The organism is Polycladomyces zharkentensis, assembly GCF_016938855.1.
In the GTDB taxonomy this organism is placed as follows: Bacteria; Bacillota; Bacilli; order Thermoactinomycetales; family JIR-001; genus Polycladomyces; species Polycladomyces zharkentensis.
In genome coordinates this window covers 381,453-397,586 of the sequence record NZ_JAFHAP010000004.1, presented here as the reverse complement: position 1 = coordinate 397,586, position 16,134 = coordinate 381,453, and the positions used below count along the sequence as shown (strand labels likewise).

The following is a 16,134-nucleotide window of genomic DNA, read 5'->3' as shown; positions in this document are numbered from 1 at the left end:
GTACCGATGAACGTACGCATTCCTCGCGGCACGGCCGACATCATGCCGGGAGAAGTGGAGAAATGGCAATACGTCGAAGAAAAAGCGCGCGATGTGTGCAGGCGTTATCATTTTTCCGAAATTCGCACGCCGATCTTTGAACACACCGAGTTGTTCCAACGCGGGGTGGGTGAGACGACCGATATTGTGGAGAAAGAGATGTACACTTTTGAAGATCGGGGCGGACGCAGCCTCACCCTGCGCCCCGAAGGGACAGCGGCTGTGGTGCGGGCGTTCGTGGAACACAAGGTGTATGGCCAGCCCCAACCGACCAAGTGGTTTTACATCGGACCGATGTTCCGGTACGAACGGCCGCAGGCGGGGCGGATGCGCCAGTTTCACCAGTTCGGCCTCGAGGTGTTCGGTTCACATGATCCCGGAGCGGATGCCGAGGTGATCGCGCTCGGTGCCCACTTTTTTGAGGCTGTGGGCCTGAAGGGCGTCACCGTGCACCTGAACAGCGTCGGTTGTCCGCGATGCCGACCGGTGCACCGGGAGAAACTGGTTGCTTATCTCACACCGCACAAAGACCGGTTGTGCCGGGATTGCCAATCGCGATTGGAGCGGAACCCGCTGCGTATCCTGGACTGCAAAAACGAGACCTGCCGGCAGATCACCGAAGGCGCTCCGGCTGTGTTGGACGTGTTGTGCGACGAGTGTGCGCCGCATTTTGAAGCGGTGAAACGGCACCTGGATCTGCTGGGCGTTGATTACACCGTCAATCCGCGGCTGGTGCGCGGATTGGATTATTACACCCGGACAGCGTTTGAATACATGCTGGAAGGGCTGGGTGCGCAAGCGTCGACGATCGGCGGCGGCGGGCGCTACAACGGCATGGTGGAGGAATTCGGCGGTGGCGACGTCCCCGGCATCGGCTTCGCCACCGGATTGGAGCGCGTGTTGTTGGCGTTGGAGGAGCAAGGCGTGACGCTGCCGCTGGATCGGAGTCTGGATTGCTTCCTGGTCACGCTGGGAGATCAGGCCCAAGAAAAAGCGGTCACACTTTTGCAATCACTCCGCAAGGCCGGTTGTTCGGCGGACCGGGATTATCTGGGTCGTAAAATCAAAGCGCAGATGAAAGCGGCCGATCGGATGAACGCCCGATTTGTGGCCATTTTGGGGGAAGAGGAACTGAAACAGAATCAGATCGTGGTCAAGGACATGACCACAGGCGAACAGGAAACGGTCAACCTGGATCAATTCGTCGACTACATCCGTCAGGGAAGCAAGCGTTAGGAGGTATCAAGGGATGGAAAGCGTGCATAAAACGCATCATTGCGGTGAGCTGCGAAAAGAACATGTGGGCCAAGAAGTCGTCCTCAACGGTTGGGTTCACAAACAACGCGATTTCGGCGGATTGATCTTCCTCGATCTGCGTGACCGCTCAGGGCTGGTACAAGTGGTGTGCAATCCGGAAACATCCCCCGCCGCTGTGGAAATCGCCCAAAAAGCGCGGAGCGAGTACGTATTGGCGGTCAGGGGAAAAGTGATCTCCCGCTCCCCGGAGACGGTCAATCCCAAGCTGGAGACGGGGGAAATCGAAGTGCAGGCTGAGGAGATAGAAATTCTCAACCCGGCCAAAACACCGCCGTTTGTCATTCAGGATCAGGTGGACGTGGACGAACCGGTGCGGCTCAAATACCGGTATCTCGATCTGAGGCGGCCGGTGATGCAACAGACGCTGATCCTCCGTCACCGTGCGATGCAAGTGGTGCGCCGTTTCCTGGACGAGCGCGGTTTCATCGAAGTGGAAACACCCATGTTGACCAAAAGCACACCGGAAGGCGCACGTGACTATCTGGTCCCGAGCCGGGTACATCCGGGCGAATTCTACGCTTTGCCCCAATCGCCTCAATTATTCAAACAGCTCTTGATGGTGGCGGGGATGGAGCGGTACTTCCAGATCGCTCGCTGTTTCCGGGATGAGGATTTAAGGGCGGACCGGCAACCCGAATTTACCCAGATCGACATCGAAGCCTCGTTCCTGCCGCAAGAAGCCTTCCTGGAGATGATGGAAGAAATGGTGGCGACGCTCTTCCGTGAAACAATCGGGGTGGAGGTGGAGCGTCCCTTTCCGCGGATCACTTATCGGGAAGCGATGGAGAAATACGGTTCGGACAAACCCGACCTGCGATTCGGCATGGAACTCGTCGATTTGTCGGAGATCGTGAGAAACAGCGGATTTAAGGTGTTTTCCTCCACCGTGGCCGCAGGCGGCCGGGTCAAGGCGATCAATGTGAAAGGATGTGCGGGCTGGAGCCGCAAAGAGATCGACAGTTGGGGCGAAAAGGCGCAACAGCTGGGAGCCAAAGGTCTCGCTTGGCTGGCGGTGAAAGAGGAAGGCCGCAAAGGTCCCGTCGCCAAATTCCTGAGCGAGGAAGAATGGGAGCGGGTCCGGGAGGCAACCGAAGCGGAAACGGGCGACCTGCTCCTGTTCGTGGCCGACCGGCCCGAGGTGGTGGCTCAGGTGCTGGGCGAACTGCGGCTGAAGCTGGGTAAACATCTGAACCTGATCGATCCCAACGTATACCGGTTCGCTTGGATCACCGAATTCCCGCTGTTGGAATATGACGAGGAAACGAAACGGTATTACGCGATGCACCATCCGTTTACCATGCCGGTGGAAGAGGACATTCCGTTGTTGAAAACCGACCCGGGCCGCGTTCGGGCGCAAGCGTACGACATGGTGCTCAACGGATATGAAATCGGCGGGGGCAGCCAACGGATCCACCGCCGGGAAGTGCAGGAGGCCATGTTTGAAGCGTTGGGTCTGTCGATGGAAGAAGCGCGGGAGAAATTCGGTTTCTTGCTGGAAGCCTTTGAATATGGTGCACCGCCGCACGGTGGCATCGCATTCGGATTCGATCGTTTGGTGATGCTGTTGGCGGGCCGGAGCAACCTGCGGGACTGCATCGCGTTCCCGAAAACGGCCAGCGCCAGCTGTTTGATGACGGAAGCACCGTCGCCGGTCGATGAACGCCAATTGGACGAATTGCATATCGCGGTACGCGAAGCAGTGACCCAAAAGGCAGAGGAGTAAAGGTATGTCTTTGTTCGGGCGTGTCCGGTTTTATCCGTGAGGGAGCACATGCTTTTCCGGGTCAGTGAAGACGTAAGCCCGGCCGGGCAAAGACGCGGAACGCGCAGGTGTGAAATCTCGGGCAATTTCCTCTGAGCGAATCGTACTTTTCCCGTGTCCCGGCTCCGGGTCGAAGCGCCATGACCTGCTCTCTTGCAGGGGGCAGGTGGAGCATGCCGGAAAGCAATGGCGCAGCCGTCACCCGACACGCTCTGGGGAGATGGTGCTTGAATAAGGGAAAACTCTGTGGTAACATATAAACACACCAAGAGCCCTGCGATGTACGTGAACCACCGAAAGTTTTGAGCCAACACCATTACAAAAGGGAGCTCGGCGTCGTCTGGGGGAGCGGAAGCCTCCGGTGAGAGGACCCGTGAACTCAGGCGCAGGGCACCCACCTGCGAGAGAGCAGGTTCAAAACTAAGGGAGCCACGGCATAATGGGGCTCTTTTTTTATTTATTTTAAGTTTCTCGATTCCGGGGAAGACTGAACGATGTGATCGCTGCGACGAGGAGGGGGAAGATGAAAATCGGCATCGACATCGACGGTACCATCAAAGATACCCAATCGGCCGCCGTCCAGGTATACAATGAAGCGCTCAACCGCAAGGTGAAACGGGAGGACATCAAGGAGTTTCACTTGGACAAGGCTTACGGTTTGAGCAAAAAAGAAGGCGCCCATCTGTGGCGCAAGCTGGAACACAAAATCTACTCCCTGGCCGTTCCGCTTCCCGATGCGGCTGAAGTTTTGACCCAGTTGCAGCAACAGGGTCACGAAATCCACTTCATCACCGCTCGTCCGGGGAAGCCCAATATTGTGGATATCACGAAAAAGTGGCTGAAAAAGCATGGCTTCCCCTACAACGGGGAGAATCTGAAAATGAGTGCGCAAAACAAGGCGGAAGTGGCCCGGCGTCTCGGCATCGAACTGTTTTTTGAGGACGCGCCGCAACATTTGGACCGTTTGGTGGAAGCGGGCATTCCGACCGTCATCGTCGACGCGGTGTACAATCGGGATTACCCCCATGATTTGCCGCGCATCACCAGTTGGAAGCAGGTGTTTGCTTTGGTGGAGCAGATGGAAGCGCGACGCGTCCCGGATGAGTGAACGCGACCTTTCGCTCTGAGGGTTGGACACCAGTCGATCCCCCGAAGAGTTGTATCTGTCGGCTTCAGTTTTCCCGGTCCGTCCCTCTTCCCGATTCTCCTTTCATCCAACGAAGAAAGTGCTGCAACTTCCCTTCATAACCGATGTCTGTCGGGTGATAAAACGTTTTGCCGACATGTTCGTCCGGCAAATATTGTTGGGGGATGTAACCGCGCGGATAATCGTGCGGATACCGGTAGCCGATCCCCCGATTCTGCCCTTTGGCACCGGGGAAATGGGCATCCCGCAAATGCGGGGGGACTTCTCCGTGCGATTCGTTTTTCACCGCTTCCATCGCTTCATTGATCCCGCGTACGACGGCATTGCTTTTGGGGGCGGTGGCGATGTAGATGACGGCTTGCGCCAGCGGGATTTGCGCTTCCGGCATGCCGATGAAGTCCACCGCATGTGCCGCCGCAGAGGCGATCAAAAGTGCGCGCGGATCGGCCATCCCCACGTCCTCCGCCGCATGGATGAACACCCGACGGGCGATGAACCGGGGATCTTCTCCGGCTTGGATCATTTTGGCCAGATAGTACAATGCCGCATCGGGATCGGAACCACGCATGCTCTTGATGAAAGCAGAGACAGTGTCATAATGCTGATCCCCGCTTTTGTCGTAGCGGATCACTTTTCGCTGGATGGATTCCTCCGCCACGTCCAGTGTGATACGCCGGACACCGTCTTCATCGGGATCGGTGGTAAGGACGGCCAGCTCGATGGCATTGAGGGCGTTGCGCGCATCACCGCCCGCCATCCGCACAATGTGCTGCAAAGCAGCTTCTTCGGCTTCAACGCGGTATGTGCCCAATCCTCGCCGTTCATCCGTCAACGCCCGACGAATCAGGGTCATCAGGTCCTCTTCCCCGATCGGCCGCAATTGAAAGAGGCGCGATCGGGACAACAAGGCCGGATTTACTTCGAAAGACGGATTTTCCGTCGTCGCTCCGATCAGGATGATGGTGCCGTCTTCCACTGAAGGCAACAGGGCATCTTGCTGTGACTTGTTGAACCGATGGATTTCGTCGATAAACAGCACCGTTTTTTGTCCGTACATACCCAGTCGCTCCCGTGCCTCCTGAATGAGGCGACGGATATCCGAAACCCCGGCTGTGACCGCATTGATCTGTTCGAAATGGGCACTGGTGGTATTGGCGATCACACGTGCCAAGGTGGTTTTTCCCGTTCCGGGCGGACCGTACAGGATGATAGAAGTGAGCTGATCCGCTTCGATGGCCCGGCGGAGCAGTCTGCCCTTGCCGATAATATGGGATTGTCCCACGATTTCATCCAATGTGCGCGGCCGCATGCGAGCGGCCAACGGGGCGCGTTTTTCCGATTCCTGTTGTCGTCCGTATTCAAACAGATCCATCGCACTTCTCCTCTGCAATTCTCTGCATCTTCCTGATTACAGGGTACAGGAACAAGCGTTCCAGATCAACTTGGATTCCAAGCATGAGGTCGTGTCTGGTTCGTCACAACGCTGCGGAGAACATCCGCAGGGCTGGTCAACCAACCGTACGCGGGCTAGACCTGCAATCCCACGGCTTGAGCCGGGGGATAGGTGACTGCCCTTTCCGAGCGAACAAAAACCTTTCCCGGTTCGCTTCACTTGCGTCCGCTCCGATTTGCTCCGTCATGGATTGGTCAGACACGCTCCGAGCCCGACCGGTTGAAAGAACCGAAACAGTGCATTCATTCACGGGCCATGTTCTCCGAGCAGATTGACACTAAGATCCCATGAATCGGACCATAATAAAATTAAGCAAAAAGTACGATGAATGCAGATTGGACGGATTTGGCGAGTTTCGGTACAATTTGGGGAGAGCAAAGATGGGACAGAAACGAGGAAGAGGTGTGATTCGGTGAAAGTGTCCACCAAAGGACGATACGGTTTAACCATCATGATGGATTTGGCCCGGCGATACGGAGAAGGACCGACGTCTCTGAAAAGTGTCGCCGAACGGCATCAGTTGTCGGAGCATTATTTGGAACAACTGATTTCTCCCCTGCGCAATGCCGGTTTGGTGCGCAGCGTACGCGGAGCGTACGGGGGATACATATTGGCAAGGTCCCCGGAGGAGATCACGGCAGGGGATGTGATTCGCGTATTGGAAGGACCCATCTCTCCGGTGGAGTTTTCCGAAGAGGACGATCCCGCACGCCGGGACTTGTGGAAACGCATTCGGGATGCGATTGCTGACGTGTTGGACAACACGACGTTGGCCGATTTGATCCATTTCACCCCGGATGGACAAAGCGACGCTTATATGTTTTATATTTAAAAACAGCAGCAGGTGAAGACGATGTCGATTTATTTGGACCATGCGGCGACAACGCCGATCCATCCCAAAGTGAAAGAAGCGATGCTTCCTTTTTTGGAAAACCACTTCGGCAATCCCTCCAGTTTGCACGCCTACGGACGCACCGTACGTCAAGCGATCGATCACGCGCGTGATCAAGTGGCGGCATCCATCCATGCTGATCCCGGTCAGCTCATCTTTACCAGCGGGGGAACAGAGGCGGACAACTTGGCGTTGATCGGTGTGGCGACAGCCATGCGGGAAAAAGGAAAAGATCGGGTCATCACCACGACGGTGGAGCATCATGCCGTGTTGGATACGTGTCGATATCTGGAAAAAATCGGGTTTCAGGTCATCTACGTACCGGTGGACGGACATGGCCGTGTGAAGATCGAGGAGTTGAAACGGGCCATCGATGATCGTACCGCCCTCATCAGTGTCATGTACGGCAACAATGAGGTGGGCACCCTGCAGCCGATCGAGGAGATCGGGAAAATCGCCAGAGAGCGGGGCGTCTGGTTTCATACCGACGCCGTTCAGGCACTGGGTTCGGAACCGTTGGATGTGCGCAATTTGCCGGTGGATCTGCTCTCGATATCCAGTCACAAGATTAACGGGCCCAAAGGTGCCGGCGCGTTGTACATTGGGCGGAAGGTGCCGATACAGCCGCAAATGCACGGCGGCGTACAGGAACGCAGAAGGAGAGCCGGCACGGAAAATGTGATCGGAATTGTCGGCTTCGGGCAAGCGGCAGAACTGGCGATGGCCAACCGGGAGGAACATCGCGACACGGCACAACGCTGCCGGGAAGCGATGTTGGACACATGGCGTCGGGAGGGCCTCTCTTTTGTCGTCAACGGCCACCCGGAACATTATCTGCCGCATGTGCTCAATGTCAGTTTTCCCGGAGCAGAAACCGAAACCTTGTTGATGAACCTGGATCTGGAGGGGATCGCGTGCTCCAGCGGTTCGGCTTGCACATCGGGAACGCTGGAGGTTTCCCATGTGTTGAAAGCAATGGGCTTGCCAAACGAGATTTCGCGTTCTGCGATTCGGTTCAGTTTCGGTTGGGGCAATACGGTTGAACAGGTGACGGAAGCGGCAAAAACGGTTGCCCGCGTCGTCCGGCGTCTCACGAAGCGGTGAAGTGAAAGAGTCGAGGTCGTGATACGGGTTTTTGCTTTTGAGACTGCTGATCAAGTGATGAAGCCAACACGATTTTCAGTAGCGGGTCCGCATTTCCCGTCGAACTCCGGCTGTTGCTGCGGAGCGAAGACGTGAAATCGGAGTTCGCCGGTTTGTACAACCTGAGTGTTTCGCCCGTTGCGGCGAAACACTTCTTTTATCCGAAAAAACAGGGAAGGGAGAGTAAAGGATGAGAAAAGATGGGAATATCATCAACGGAATGGACGATTGGGAATCGACCTTGGACAATATCGATTGGAAAGAAGTACTGCAGGAAATCGACAGTGCCTTGTTGGACAATTTGGCAGCCGAGTTGGGGTTTCGTTCTTATGAATTACTGAAACGGGCTTCACGGATGTTGACGCCCGATTATTACCTGGTCCATCTGTCCGACGGCCGATGGGGATTGTGGAGTCCGACGCATTACAAACACCAGGACCCGGTCTTCACTCACAGCCGGGAAGAAATGTTTGAACTCATTCAAGACGGATTTCAATTGCCCAACGAGGAAGCGGTTCAATATGTGCGGGAGACGTTGGATTCGGTCAGGCAGATGCAACGTTGCATCCAATGCGGTTTTGAATTCGATCCTGAGGACCCGATGCGGAAGGAATGGGGAATGGAAAGCGGTGTGGAAGCACCCGAGCGGTTTTGCTCCCCCGAATGCGCGATGGAAAGCGTGGTAAAACAGTTGCAACAGGATCACGGGTGGGAATGACGAAGCATTTTGCGAATTTGTGATGAAATGTTTGCATTTTCACTGGCTTTTGGCATTCTTTTCTCACTATACTGGTATCAGAATGGTTGTTCGGTAAGAGGTGCGAAAAAGCATGCAACAATCCGGGCTCGACCTTTGGGGGGAACAGTATCTCAAAGGTGCCGTCATCCAGGAGATTTACCACAATGAAGAGAACGGCTTCGGGGTGTATCTGCTGAAAATCCTTGAAGCTTCGGAGCTGACGGATCAATCGGAAACCGTCGTGGTGGGTCATCTGTTTCGCCCGCATCCGGATGAGGTGTTGACCTGTTACGGACAATGGGTGCAACACCCCAAATATGGACGGCAGTTCCAGGTTCAGCGAGTGAAAAAGGAGTGGCCCCGATCGGAAGAAGCCGTCGTCAAATATCTGTCCAGTGGACTTTTTCCCGGTGTCGGCAGGAAAACGGCGGAAAAAATCGTCCAACATCTGGGGCCGGCGGCACTGGAGAAGATCAGCGCCAATCCGGATATTCTGACGGAAGTACCGGGGATAACTTCGGCACGGGTCCGGACCATCGCCGACAACATCCGGGAGAACCAGACATTGGAACAGGCGATGGTGTATTTGTACGAGTTCGGGATCGGGCCCGCTTTGGCCTTGAAAATCGTACAGACATACAAGGAAGAGACCATGAACGTCCTGCGTGAAAATCCATACCGGCTGATCGAGGATGTTGAAGGGATCGGTTTTCGACGGGCGGATGAAATTGCCCGTCAGGCCGGAGTGGCGCAGGATTCCCCGGCTCGTTTTCAGGCGGCGGTTTTGTATGTCGTCAAAGAAGCCGCATACACTTACGGGCATGTCTACGTGACCCCGGAACAGCTGTTGGCGGAAGTGAAGGAGCTGTTGGGAGAAGACGCCTCCCTGTTTGATGATCGTGCCCGTCAGCTGTTGGATCAAATGGTGACGGAAGAACGGTTGGTGGAAGCGGAAGGGCATTTCTATCTGCCGTCTCTGTATTACGCGGAGCACGGATTCGCTTTGCGTGTACGGCTGTTGATGGAGCAGAAAGTGCCCACTTTCCCGGCACAGGAAATCTACCGGGCGATTGGTGAGTTGGAAGAGGAGCTGGGAGTGGCGTATGCCGACCGGCAACGGGATGCGATGATGGAAGCTGTTTCTTCTCCCCTGATGATTTTGACGGGGGGACCCGGTACCGGGAAAACCACTGTCATACGCGGGATTTGTCATCTGTTTGCCCGTTTGCATGAGTGCTCGCTTGATCCTGCCGTTTATGAAGGGACCGACCGGCCTTACCCGATCCGACTGGTTGCGCCCACGGGCAGAGCAGCGAAGCGGATGTCGGAGGCGACAGGCCTCCCGGCGATGACCATCCATCGCCTGCTGGGGTGGAAAGGGGACTTTTTTGAGCGAAATGCGGACAATCCCATTGAGGGATCGTTGCTGATCGTCGACGAGGTGTCGATGATGGACATCTGGTTGGCCAACCAATTGTTCCGGGCGATTCCCAAAGGCATGCAAGTGGTGTTGGTGGGAGATCAGGATCAACTCCCCTCGGTCGGTCCCGGCCAAGTACTTCAACATTTGTTGCAGGTGGAGGACATTCCGCGCGTGGAGCTGACGGAGATATTCCGGCAGGAAGAAGGCTCTTCCATCATCACGTTGGCACACGCATTGAAAAAGGGAGAAGTACCGGCCGATCTGGTCCAACCCATGCCGGATCGCCGATTTTTCCCTTGCACCCAGGAACAGGTTGTCGATGTGGTGCTCCAAACGTACCAGCAAGCCATCAAAAAGGGATATACGTTGTTTGACGTGCAGGTGTTGGCTCCGATGTACAAAGGCCCCGCCGGTGTGAATCGCATCAACCGGGCGATTCAGGAAACGGTTAATCCCAAACGGGACGGCGTCCGGGAAATTATCTGGGGTGAAACCGTTTTCCGCGTCGGGGACAAAGTGCTTCAGCTGGTCAACCATCCGGAATATCCCATTTACAACGGGGATATGGGTGTCATCATCGCAATTGAGGAAACGGCGGCGACTGACGAGCCGGTCTGTTGGGTGCGGTTCGATCGGCTGGAGGTGCCATACAAACGCAATCAACTGAATCAGCTTTCATTGGCCTACGCTTGTTCCGTCCACAAAGCACAAGGATCGGAGTTTCCCATCGTCATATTCCCCGTGGTCCACGCTTACAGGCGAATGCTCAGACGCAACCTGATCTACACGGCGGTGACGCGCAGCAAATCGTATTTGATTCTGTGTGGAGAGCGGGAAGCCATTCATATGGGTGTCCAGCAGATTCGTGGAGATGAGCGCAACAGCCATTTGGTCGAATTGTTGCGGCGTTGGCATCAACCCCCAGCGTAGGTCCCGGAGGGCAAATGCATACTAAGAAATGCGAAAGGAGGCACTCCTTTTGCGAAAATCCCAAGATGTCATCGGTTTGCCGGTGTATCATGTGCAAACAGGTCGGCATTTGGGGATCGTCCGGGATCTGCTGTTTGATGAAACGCAACGGCTGTGCGGGTTGTTGCTGGAGGACGGCGGTGCATTCAAACCCGGGCGGTATCTCCCTTCCGAACGGATTGGTGCCATCGGTACGGATGCGGTGATGGCGGACAGCGAACCGATCCCCTTTTTCTCTCCTCAAGCGCTCCGGCGATGGACGGGCATGTTGACGGGACAGCGAAAATTGCGTGGACGACCCGTGATGACGGAACATGGACACGCATTGGGAATGGTGGAGGACGTCTATTTTCTGGAAAATGCGGGAACGCTGGTAGGGTACGAACTGTCCGACGGTTGGTGGTCCGATTGGCGGGAGGGACGGAAAGTCCTTCGCACCCCTTTGATTTGGGGAGAAGAGATCATGATCGCCCCCGCCGTCGGTTGGCAAATGGATGAGTGAAAGTAGGGGAGAACATGCTTCGCTGTCCCAGTTGCAATTCCCATGATTTGGGCAAAGTGGGCACCAATCAGTTCTACTGCTGGAACTGTTTTGTCGAATTCACCGTTGCCGGCGGCGAGATTTCCGCAGTCTTCCAAGTGGAAGAAGACGGCAGTCTCAGTTCGCTGAATGACCTGTTCCTGGATGAATCCGATCATCAAGCCGCCCTTTAGGGGGAAAGGAGGATTGGCTATGATGCGTCGAATCCTTTCCGCTTTGGCGGTCGGCACCGTTCTCACCTGGATTGTCGGCCGTATGACGGGCCGAATCGCTCCGATGCGCGGCAGGCGGTGGATGGGCCGAATTTGGCAGATGAGCCCGTTGAAGCGCATGCGCACCAATTTGGCGCTGAGTCGAATTTTGATGCAGGTCATGGGCAAACAGATGGTCCGTCGCTGGGCCCGATAACCGTCCTTTTCCTTCCTCCGCCAACCTTTCCCGGTTTTCTGCCCGGGAAAGGCGAAATACTGGTGGGACCGTCCTGTTCTCGATTCAGAGCGGGACGGTGTCCCACCTTTTCCATATCATCTATACATATTTCGGTGGGACGAGGTACTATACTGTTATCAGAAGATCCCGGGAGGTGGGATCGGTGGAGCGCCTCACACGGCATCGGGCTTTGTACATATCCGTGCTGACGTTGGTAATCTTGGGCATCATCTTTTTGCTTGTGCAGATCGGACCGTGGCTGCAAGGGCTGGCGGGATTTCTGAAGGCCGTATTTACCCCCTTTTTGTTTGCGGTGGTCATCTCCTATCTGTTGCACCCGATTGTCACCATGCTGAGCCAGCGGGGCGTCCCCCGATCGGTGGCCGTACTTCTGATATACACATTGTTCATCGCCTCGATCGTGGTTATCGTGATGAATCTGGTGCCGATGTTCGATCAGCAGCTGGAAGAGCTGGCTGAACATTTGCCCCAATGGAACAATCAGATCCGGAGCTGGATCGATCAGTACGATCACAATAAACAGGTATTGCCTCACAGTGTACAGATCGGGATCGAGCGATCGCTGGACAGATTGGAACAATCGGTTGCCGACGGGATTGGGAATTGGTTGAGCGGCATTGGCAGTACCCTCAACCAGGTGTTGATCGCGTTGGTGGTTCCGTTTCTCGCTTTTTATATGCTGAAGGACACGCAATTGATCGAACGCAGCATGTTGGCCTTCTTTCCCGTGCGTCATCACAAAAATATTCTCCGTTTGTTTCGGGATATCGACACGGCGTTGGGTAATTATATCCGCGGTCAGTTGTTGGTCTGCCTGGTGGTGGGTGTAATGGCATACGTCGGTTACAGGTGGATCGGTCTGCCATACCCGCTCCTGTTGGCTTCGTCGGTGGCGGTATTCAATGTGGTGCCGTATCTGGGTCCGTTTCTCGGAGCGATTCCGGCATTATTGGTCGCTTTGGCCATCTCCAAAAAGATGGTCGTCTCCGTTTTGCTCATCAATCTGATCATTCAAATGTTGGAGGGGAATGTGATTTCGCCGCAAATTGTGGGGCGTACCCTTCACCTGCATCCACTGTTGATCATTTTTGCTCTGTTGGCGGGAGGTGAGGTAGGCGGGATTTGGGGCATGATATTGGCCGTACCCTTTTTTGCCGTGTGCAAGGTGATCGTCGAACACGTGACCCGTCATGTGATCCACCGTTGACAGGCAAACGGAGTCGAGAGAGAGCGGTTCGCAAGCGTTTGAAATCGGCGCGTTTCGTGTAGTATAATGAAAGACGAGCATGATCTTCCAAATCGACCGAAAGCGATGAGGGAACCGAGTGAACCAACTCCCCCGTTTCAGAGAGGAAGGCCCGCGGCTGAGAGGCATTCCCGGTGTGGAAGGTGCACGGCCAGTTCCCGAGTGCAGGCAAACCCTGCCGGCGAAAGCCGTTATCCTTGACGAGCGACCGTCAGCATCAAGCGGGCGGTAATCGGGGTGGTACCGCGGGAAAACCTTCTCGTCCCTGGGACGGGAGGGTTTTTTGTATTTTGCGAGGAGGGAAATCGTATATGAAGGCGGCCGAAATACGAAAAAAGTTTCTGGATTTCTTCGTAGAGAAAGGGCACAAGATAGAGCCCAGCGCTTCGTTGGTGCCGGTGGATGATCCATCCCTTTTGTGGATCAACAGCGGCGTGGCCACATTGAAAAAATACTTCGACGGCCGGTTGACGCCGGACAACCCGCGCATCGTCAACGCGCAAAAATCGATCCGTACCAACGATATCGAAAATGTCGGGTACACCGCTCGTCACCATACGTTTTTCGAAATGCTGGGCAATTTCTCGATCGGGGATTACTTCAAGGAGGAAGCCATCCTCTGGGCATGGGAGTTTCTGACGGATCCCAAATGGATGGGATTGGACCCCGATCGTCTTTCCGTCACCATTCACCCGGAAGATGATGAGGCTTACCGAATTTGGCGGGAAAAAGTGGGCATTCCCGATGAGCGGATCGTCAAACTGGAATCCAACTTCTGGGATATCGGCGAAGGACCGAGCGGACCCAATACGGAGATTTTTTACGATCGCGGCGAGCATCTGTGTGATCCGAATGATCCGGAGTGCTATCCGGGCGGGGAAAACGAGCGGTATCTCGAAATCTGGAACCTGGTCTTTTCCCAGTACAACCACAACCCGGACGGCACCTACACACCGCTGCCCAAGAAAAATATCGATACCGGAATGGGTCTGGAGCGGATGGCCTCGGTGATGCAGGACGTGCCGACGAATTATGACACGGACCTGTTCCAGCCGATCATTCAGACCACGTGCCGGAAAGCCGGGGTGGAGTACGGCAAAGACAAGGAAACGGACGTGGCGCTCAAAGTGATCGCCGACCACATCCGTACCGTCGTGTTCGCTGTGGGCGACGGTGTACTGCCTTCCAACGAAGGGCGCGGATACGTGTTGCGCCGCCTGTTGCGCCGTGCGGTGCGCTATGGACGGAAACTGGGGGTTGACGGTCCGTTCCTGTACCAATTGACCGGTGTTGTCGCCGAGATCATGAAGGATTACTATCCGGAACCCCTGGAGAAACAGGCGTTTATCGAACGTGTCATCCGGGGGGAAGAGGAACGGTTTTTGGAAACCCTATCGGAAGGGCTGCACATTTTGTCACAGGTGGTGGAACGGGTCCGGGAGGAAGGTACCGGCCGCATTTCCGGTCAAGATGCTTTCAGGTTGTATGACACGTACGGTTTCCCGGTGGATCTGACCGAAGACTTTGCTCGGGAACACGGGTTGGAAGTGGACCGGGAAGGCTTCGAACGGGCGATGGAGGAACAACGCGAACGTGCCCGGGCCGCCCGGCAGGATGTGGACAGCATGCAAGTGCAGGGGGGAGCGCTCGCCGAGCTGGACGTGGAGAGCACTTTTGTCGGTTACACTCGTTTGCAGACGGACACGCGTGTGGCCGCGTTGGTGCATGACGACCAGTTGGTGGATATGGTGGGCGCGGGTGAAACCTGTCTCGTCGTGTTGGAAGAGACGCCGTTCTATGCGGAAAGCGGGGGACAGGTGGCCGATCAGGGTTGGATTCGCAGTGACGGCGCACGCCTGCGCGTGGAAGATGTGCAAAAAGGCCCCCGCGGCGAACACCTGCACACCGTTCGCGTGGAAGAAGGCGTGATCCGTAAGGGAGACCGGGTAACGGCGGAAATCGAGGAATCCAAACGGGCGGATATCGTCAAGAACCACACGGCTACCCATTTGTTGCACCGGGCGTTGAAAGACGTGCTGGGTGAACACGTCAACCAGGCCGGATCGTTGGTGGCACCCGACCGTCTTCGTTTCGATTTCACGCACATCGGCGCCATGACGGACGAAGAGATCCGGAAAGTGGAACAGTTGGTCAATGAGCATGTCTGGGCCAACACAGAAGTGGAAACGTTCCACAAACCGCTTGCCGAAGCGAAGGCGATGGGAGCCATGGCGCTGTTCGGTGAAAAATACGGAGAAGTCGTACGCGTTGTCCGTGTGGGCGACTACAGCTTGGAGCTGTGCGGCGGCACGCACGTCAACCGCACGGGTGAGATCGGATTGTTCAAGATTGTGAGCGAAAGCGGCATTGGCTCCGGCACGCGGCGGATCGAAGCGGTGACCGGTCGTCATGCGTTCCGCTATCTGGAAGAGCAGTTGCAGCTTTTGCATGAAGCCGCTGACCGTCTCAAAGCGCGTCCTTCCGAAGTGGTGGAACGGTTGGATGCCTTGCAGACCCGATTCAAGGAATTGAGCCGTGAAAACGAATCGCTCCGGGCCAAACTGGGACGGATGGAAGCCCGGCAATTGACCGATCAGGTACAGGAAGTCAACGGGGTACCTGTTTTGGCCGCCCGCGTATCCGTCTCCGACATGGACGGTTTGCGACAAATGGCGGATGATTTGCGGAACCGGATGAAAGAATGCGTTGTGGTATTGGGTGCGGTCAATGGGGATAAAGTACAATTAGTGGCTGCCGTGACATCTTCCTATGTGAAGGAGGGACTGCATGCCGGAAAACTGATCAAGGAAGTGGCGGCCAAATGCGGCGGTGGGGGCGGCGGACGTCCTGACATGGCACAGGCCGGCGGCAAGCAACCTGAACAATTGAACGATGCGCTCCGTTTGGTTCCGGATCTTGTACGGCAACAGTTGGAAGCCTCAAGCAAATAGAGGAAATCCCTTCTGTTGGGGCGAAGTAAAGAGTACAAATGGCCCATCCAAACAAAAGAGGT

The 16,134-nt window shown here is 55.6% G+C and carries 13 protein-coding genes and 1 other RNA gene; 13 read left to right on the top strand and 1 reads right to left on the bottom strand.

Annotated features, from left to right (window positions below; genetic code table 11):
• The first annotated feature begins 6 nt into the window (after positions 1-6).
• From hisS to JQC72_RS03740, 4 genes are all read left to right on the top strand, one after another.
• On the top strand, positions 7-1,275 hold the full coding sequence (gene hisS / locus JQC72_RS03755; RefSeq protein ID WP_205492917.1) for a histidine--tRNA ligase: 1,269 nt from the start codon (positions 7-9) through the stop codon (positions 1,273-1,275).
• 13 nt (positions 1,276-1,288) lie between these two features.
• On the top strand, positions 1,289-3,079 hold the full coding sequence (gene aspS, locus JQC72_RS03750) for an aspartate--tRNA ligase (protein ID WP_205492915.1): 1,791 nt from the start codon (positions 1,289-1,291) through the stop codon (positions 3,077-3,079).
• 307 nt (positions 3,080-3,386) lie between these two features.
• Positions 3,387-3,568, top strand: a non-coding RNA gene (gene ssrS / locus JQC72_RS03745) — 6S RNA.
• A gap of 73 nt (positions 3,569-3,641) precedes the next feature.
• Positions 3,642-4,226 carry a 5' nucleotidase, NT5C type gene (locus JQC72_RS03740; protein WP_205492913.1) on the top strand — a complete coding sequence of 195 codons (585 nt, stop codon included), beginning with the start codon at positions 3,642-3,644 and terminating at the stop codon, positions 4,224-4,226.
• Between the two features lie 64 nt (positions 4,227-4,290).
• Here JQC72_RS03740 and JQC72_RS03735 read toward each other — a convergent pair whose 3' ends face one another.
• Positions 4,291-5,637: an AAA family ATPase gene (locus JQC72_RS03735; RefSeq protein ID WP_205492911.1), complete on the bottom strand. Its 1,347-nt coding sequence runs from the start codon at positions 5,635-5,637 to the stop codon at positions 4,291-4,293.
• Between the two features lie 493 nt (positions 5,638-6,130).
• On the opposite strand from JQC72_RS03735, the gene cymR reads away from it, so the two are divergent.
• The 9 genes from cymR to alaS all read left to right on the top strand — a co-directional run bounded on the left by cymR (position 6,131) and on the right by alaS (position 16,072).
• On the top strand, positions 6,131-6,550 hold the full coding sequence (gene cymR / locus JQC72_RS03730; RefSeq protein ID WP_205492909.1) for a cysteine metabolism transcriptional regulator CymR: 420 nt from the start codon (positions 6,131-6,133) through the stop codon (positions 6,548-6,550).
• Between the two features lie 21 nt (positions 6,551-6,571).
• The gene (locus tag JQC72_RS03725) at positions 6,572-7,714 is read left to right on the top strand and encodes a cysteine desulfurase family protein (protein ID WP_205492906.1); all 1,143 of its coding nucleotides are present in this window, start codon (positions 6,572-6,574) and stop codon (positions 7,712-7,714) included.
• A gap of 229 nt (positions 7,715-7,943) precedes the next feature.
• Positions 7,944-8,471: a hypothetical protein gene (locus JQC72_RS03720; RefSeq protein WP_205492904.1), complete on the top strand. Its 528-nt coding sequence runs from the start codon at positions 7,944-7,946 to the stop codon at positions 8,469-8,471.
• Between the two features lie 112 nt (positions 8,472-8,583).
• Positions 8,584-10,845, top strand: a complete 2,262-nt coding sequence (recD2, locus tag JQC72_RS03715; protein WP_205492902.1) for an SF1B family DNA helicase RecD2 — start codon at positions 8,584-8,586, stop codon at positions 10,843-10,845.
• Between the two features lie 49 nt (positions 10,846-10,894).
• Positions 10,895-11,386 carry a PRC-barrel domain-containing protein gene (locus JQC72_RS03710; protein ID WP_205492900.1) on the top strand — a complete coding sequence of 164 codons (492 nt, stop codon included), beginning with the start codon at positions 10,895-10,897 and terminating at the stop codon, positions 11,384-11,386.
• A 14-nt stretch (positions 11,387-11,400) separates the two neighbouring features.
• Positions 11,401-11,598 (top strand): YrzR-like zinc ribbon domain, encoded by a 198-nt coding sequence (locus JQC72_RS03705; protein WP_205492898.1) that lies wholly within the window; start codon positions 11,401-11,403, stop codon positions 11,596-11,598.
• 19 nt (positions 11,599-11,617) lie between these two features.
• Positions 11,618-11,833 (top strand): hypothetical protein, encoded by a 216-nt coding sequence (locus JQC72_RS03700; RefSeq protein WP_205492896.1) that lies wholly within the window; start codon positions 11,618-11,620, stop codon positions 11,831-11,833.
• 184 nt (positions 11,834-12,017) lie between these two features.
• Positions 12,018-13,082, top strand: coding sequence for an AI-2E family transporter (locus tag JQC72_RS03695; RefSeq protein WP_205492894.1), 1,065 nt, complete (start codon positions 12,018-12,020; stop codon positions 13,080-13,082).
• A 350-nt stretch (positions 13,083-13,432) separates the two neighbouring features.
• Positions 13,433-16,072 (top strand): alanine--tRNA ligase, encoded by a 2,640-nt coding sequence (alaS, locus tag JQC72_RS03690; protein ID WP_205492893.1) that lies wholly within the window; start codon positions 13,433-13,435, stop codon positions 16,070-16,072.
• Positions 16,073-16,134 lie beyond the last annotated feature (62 nt).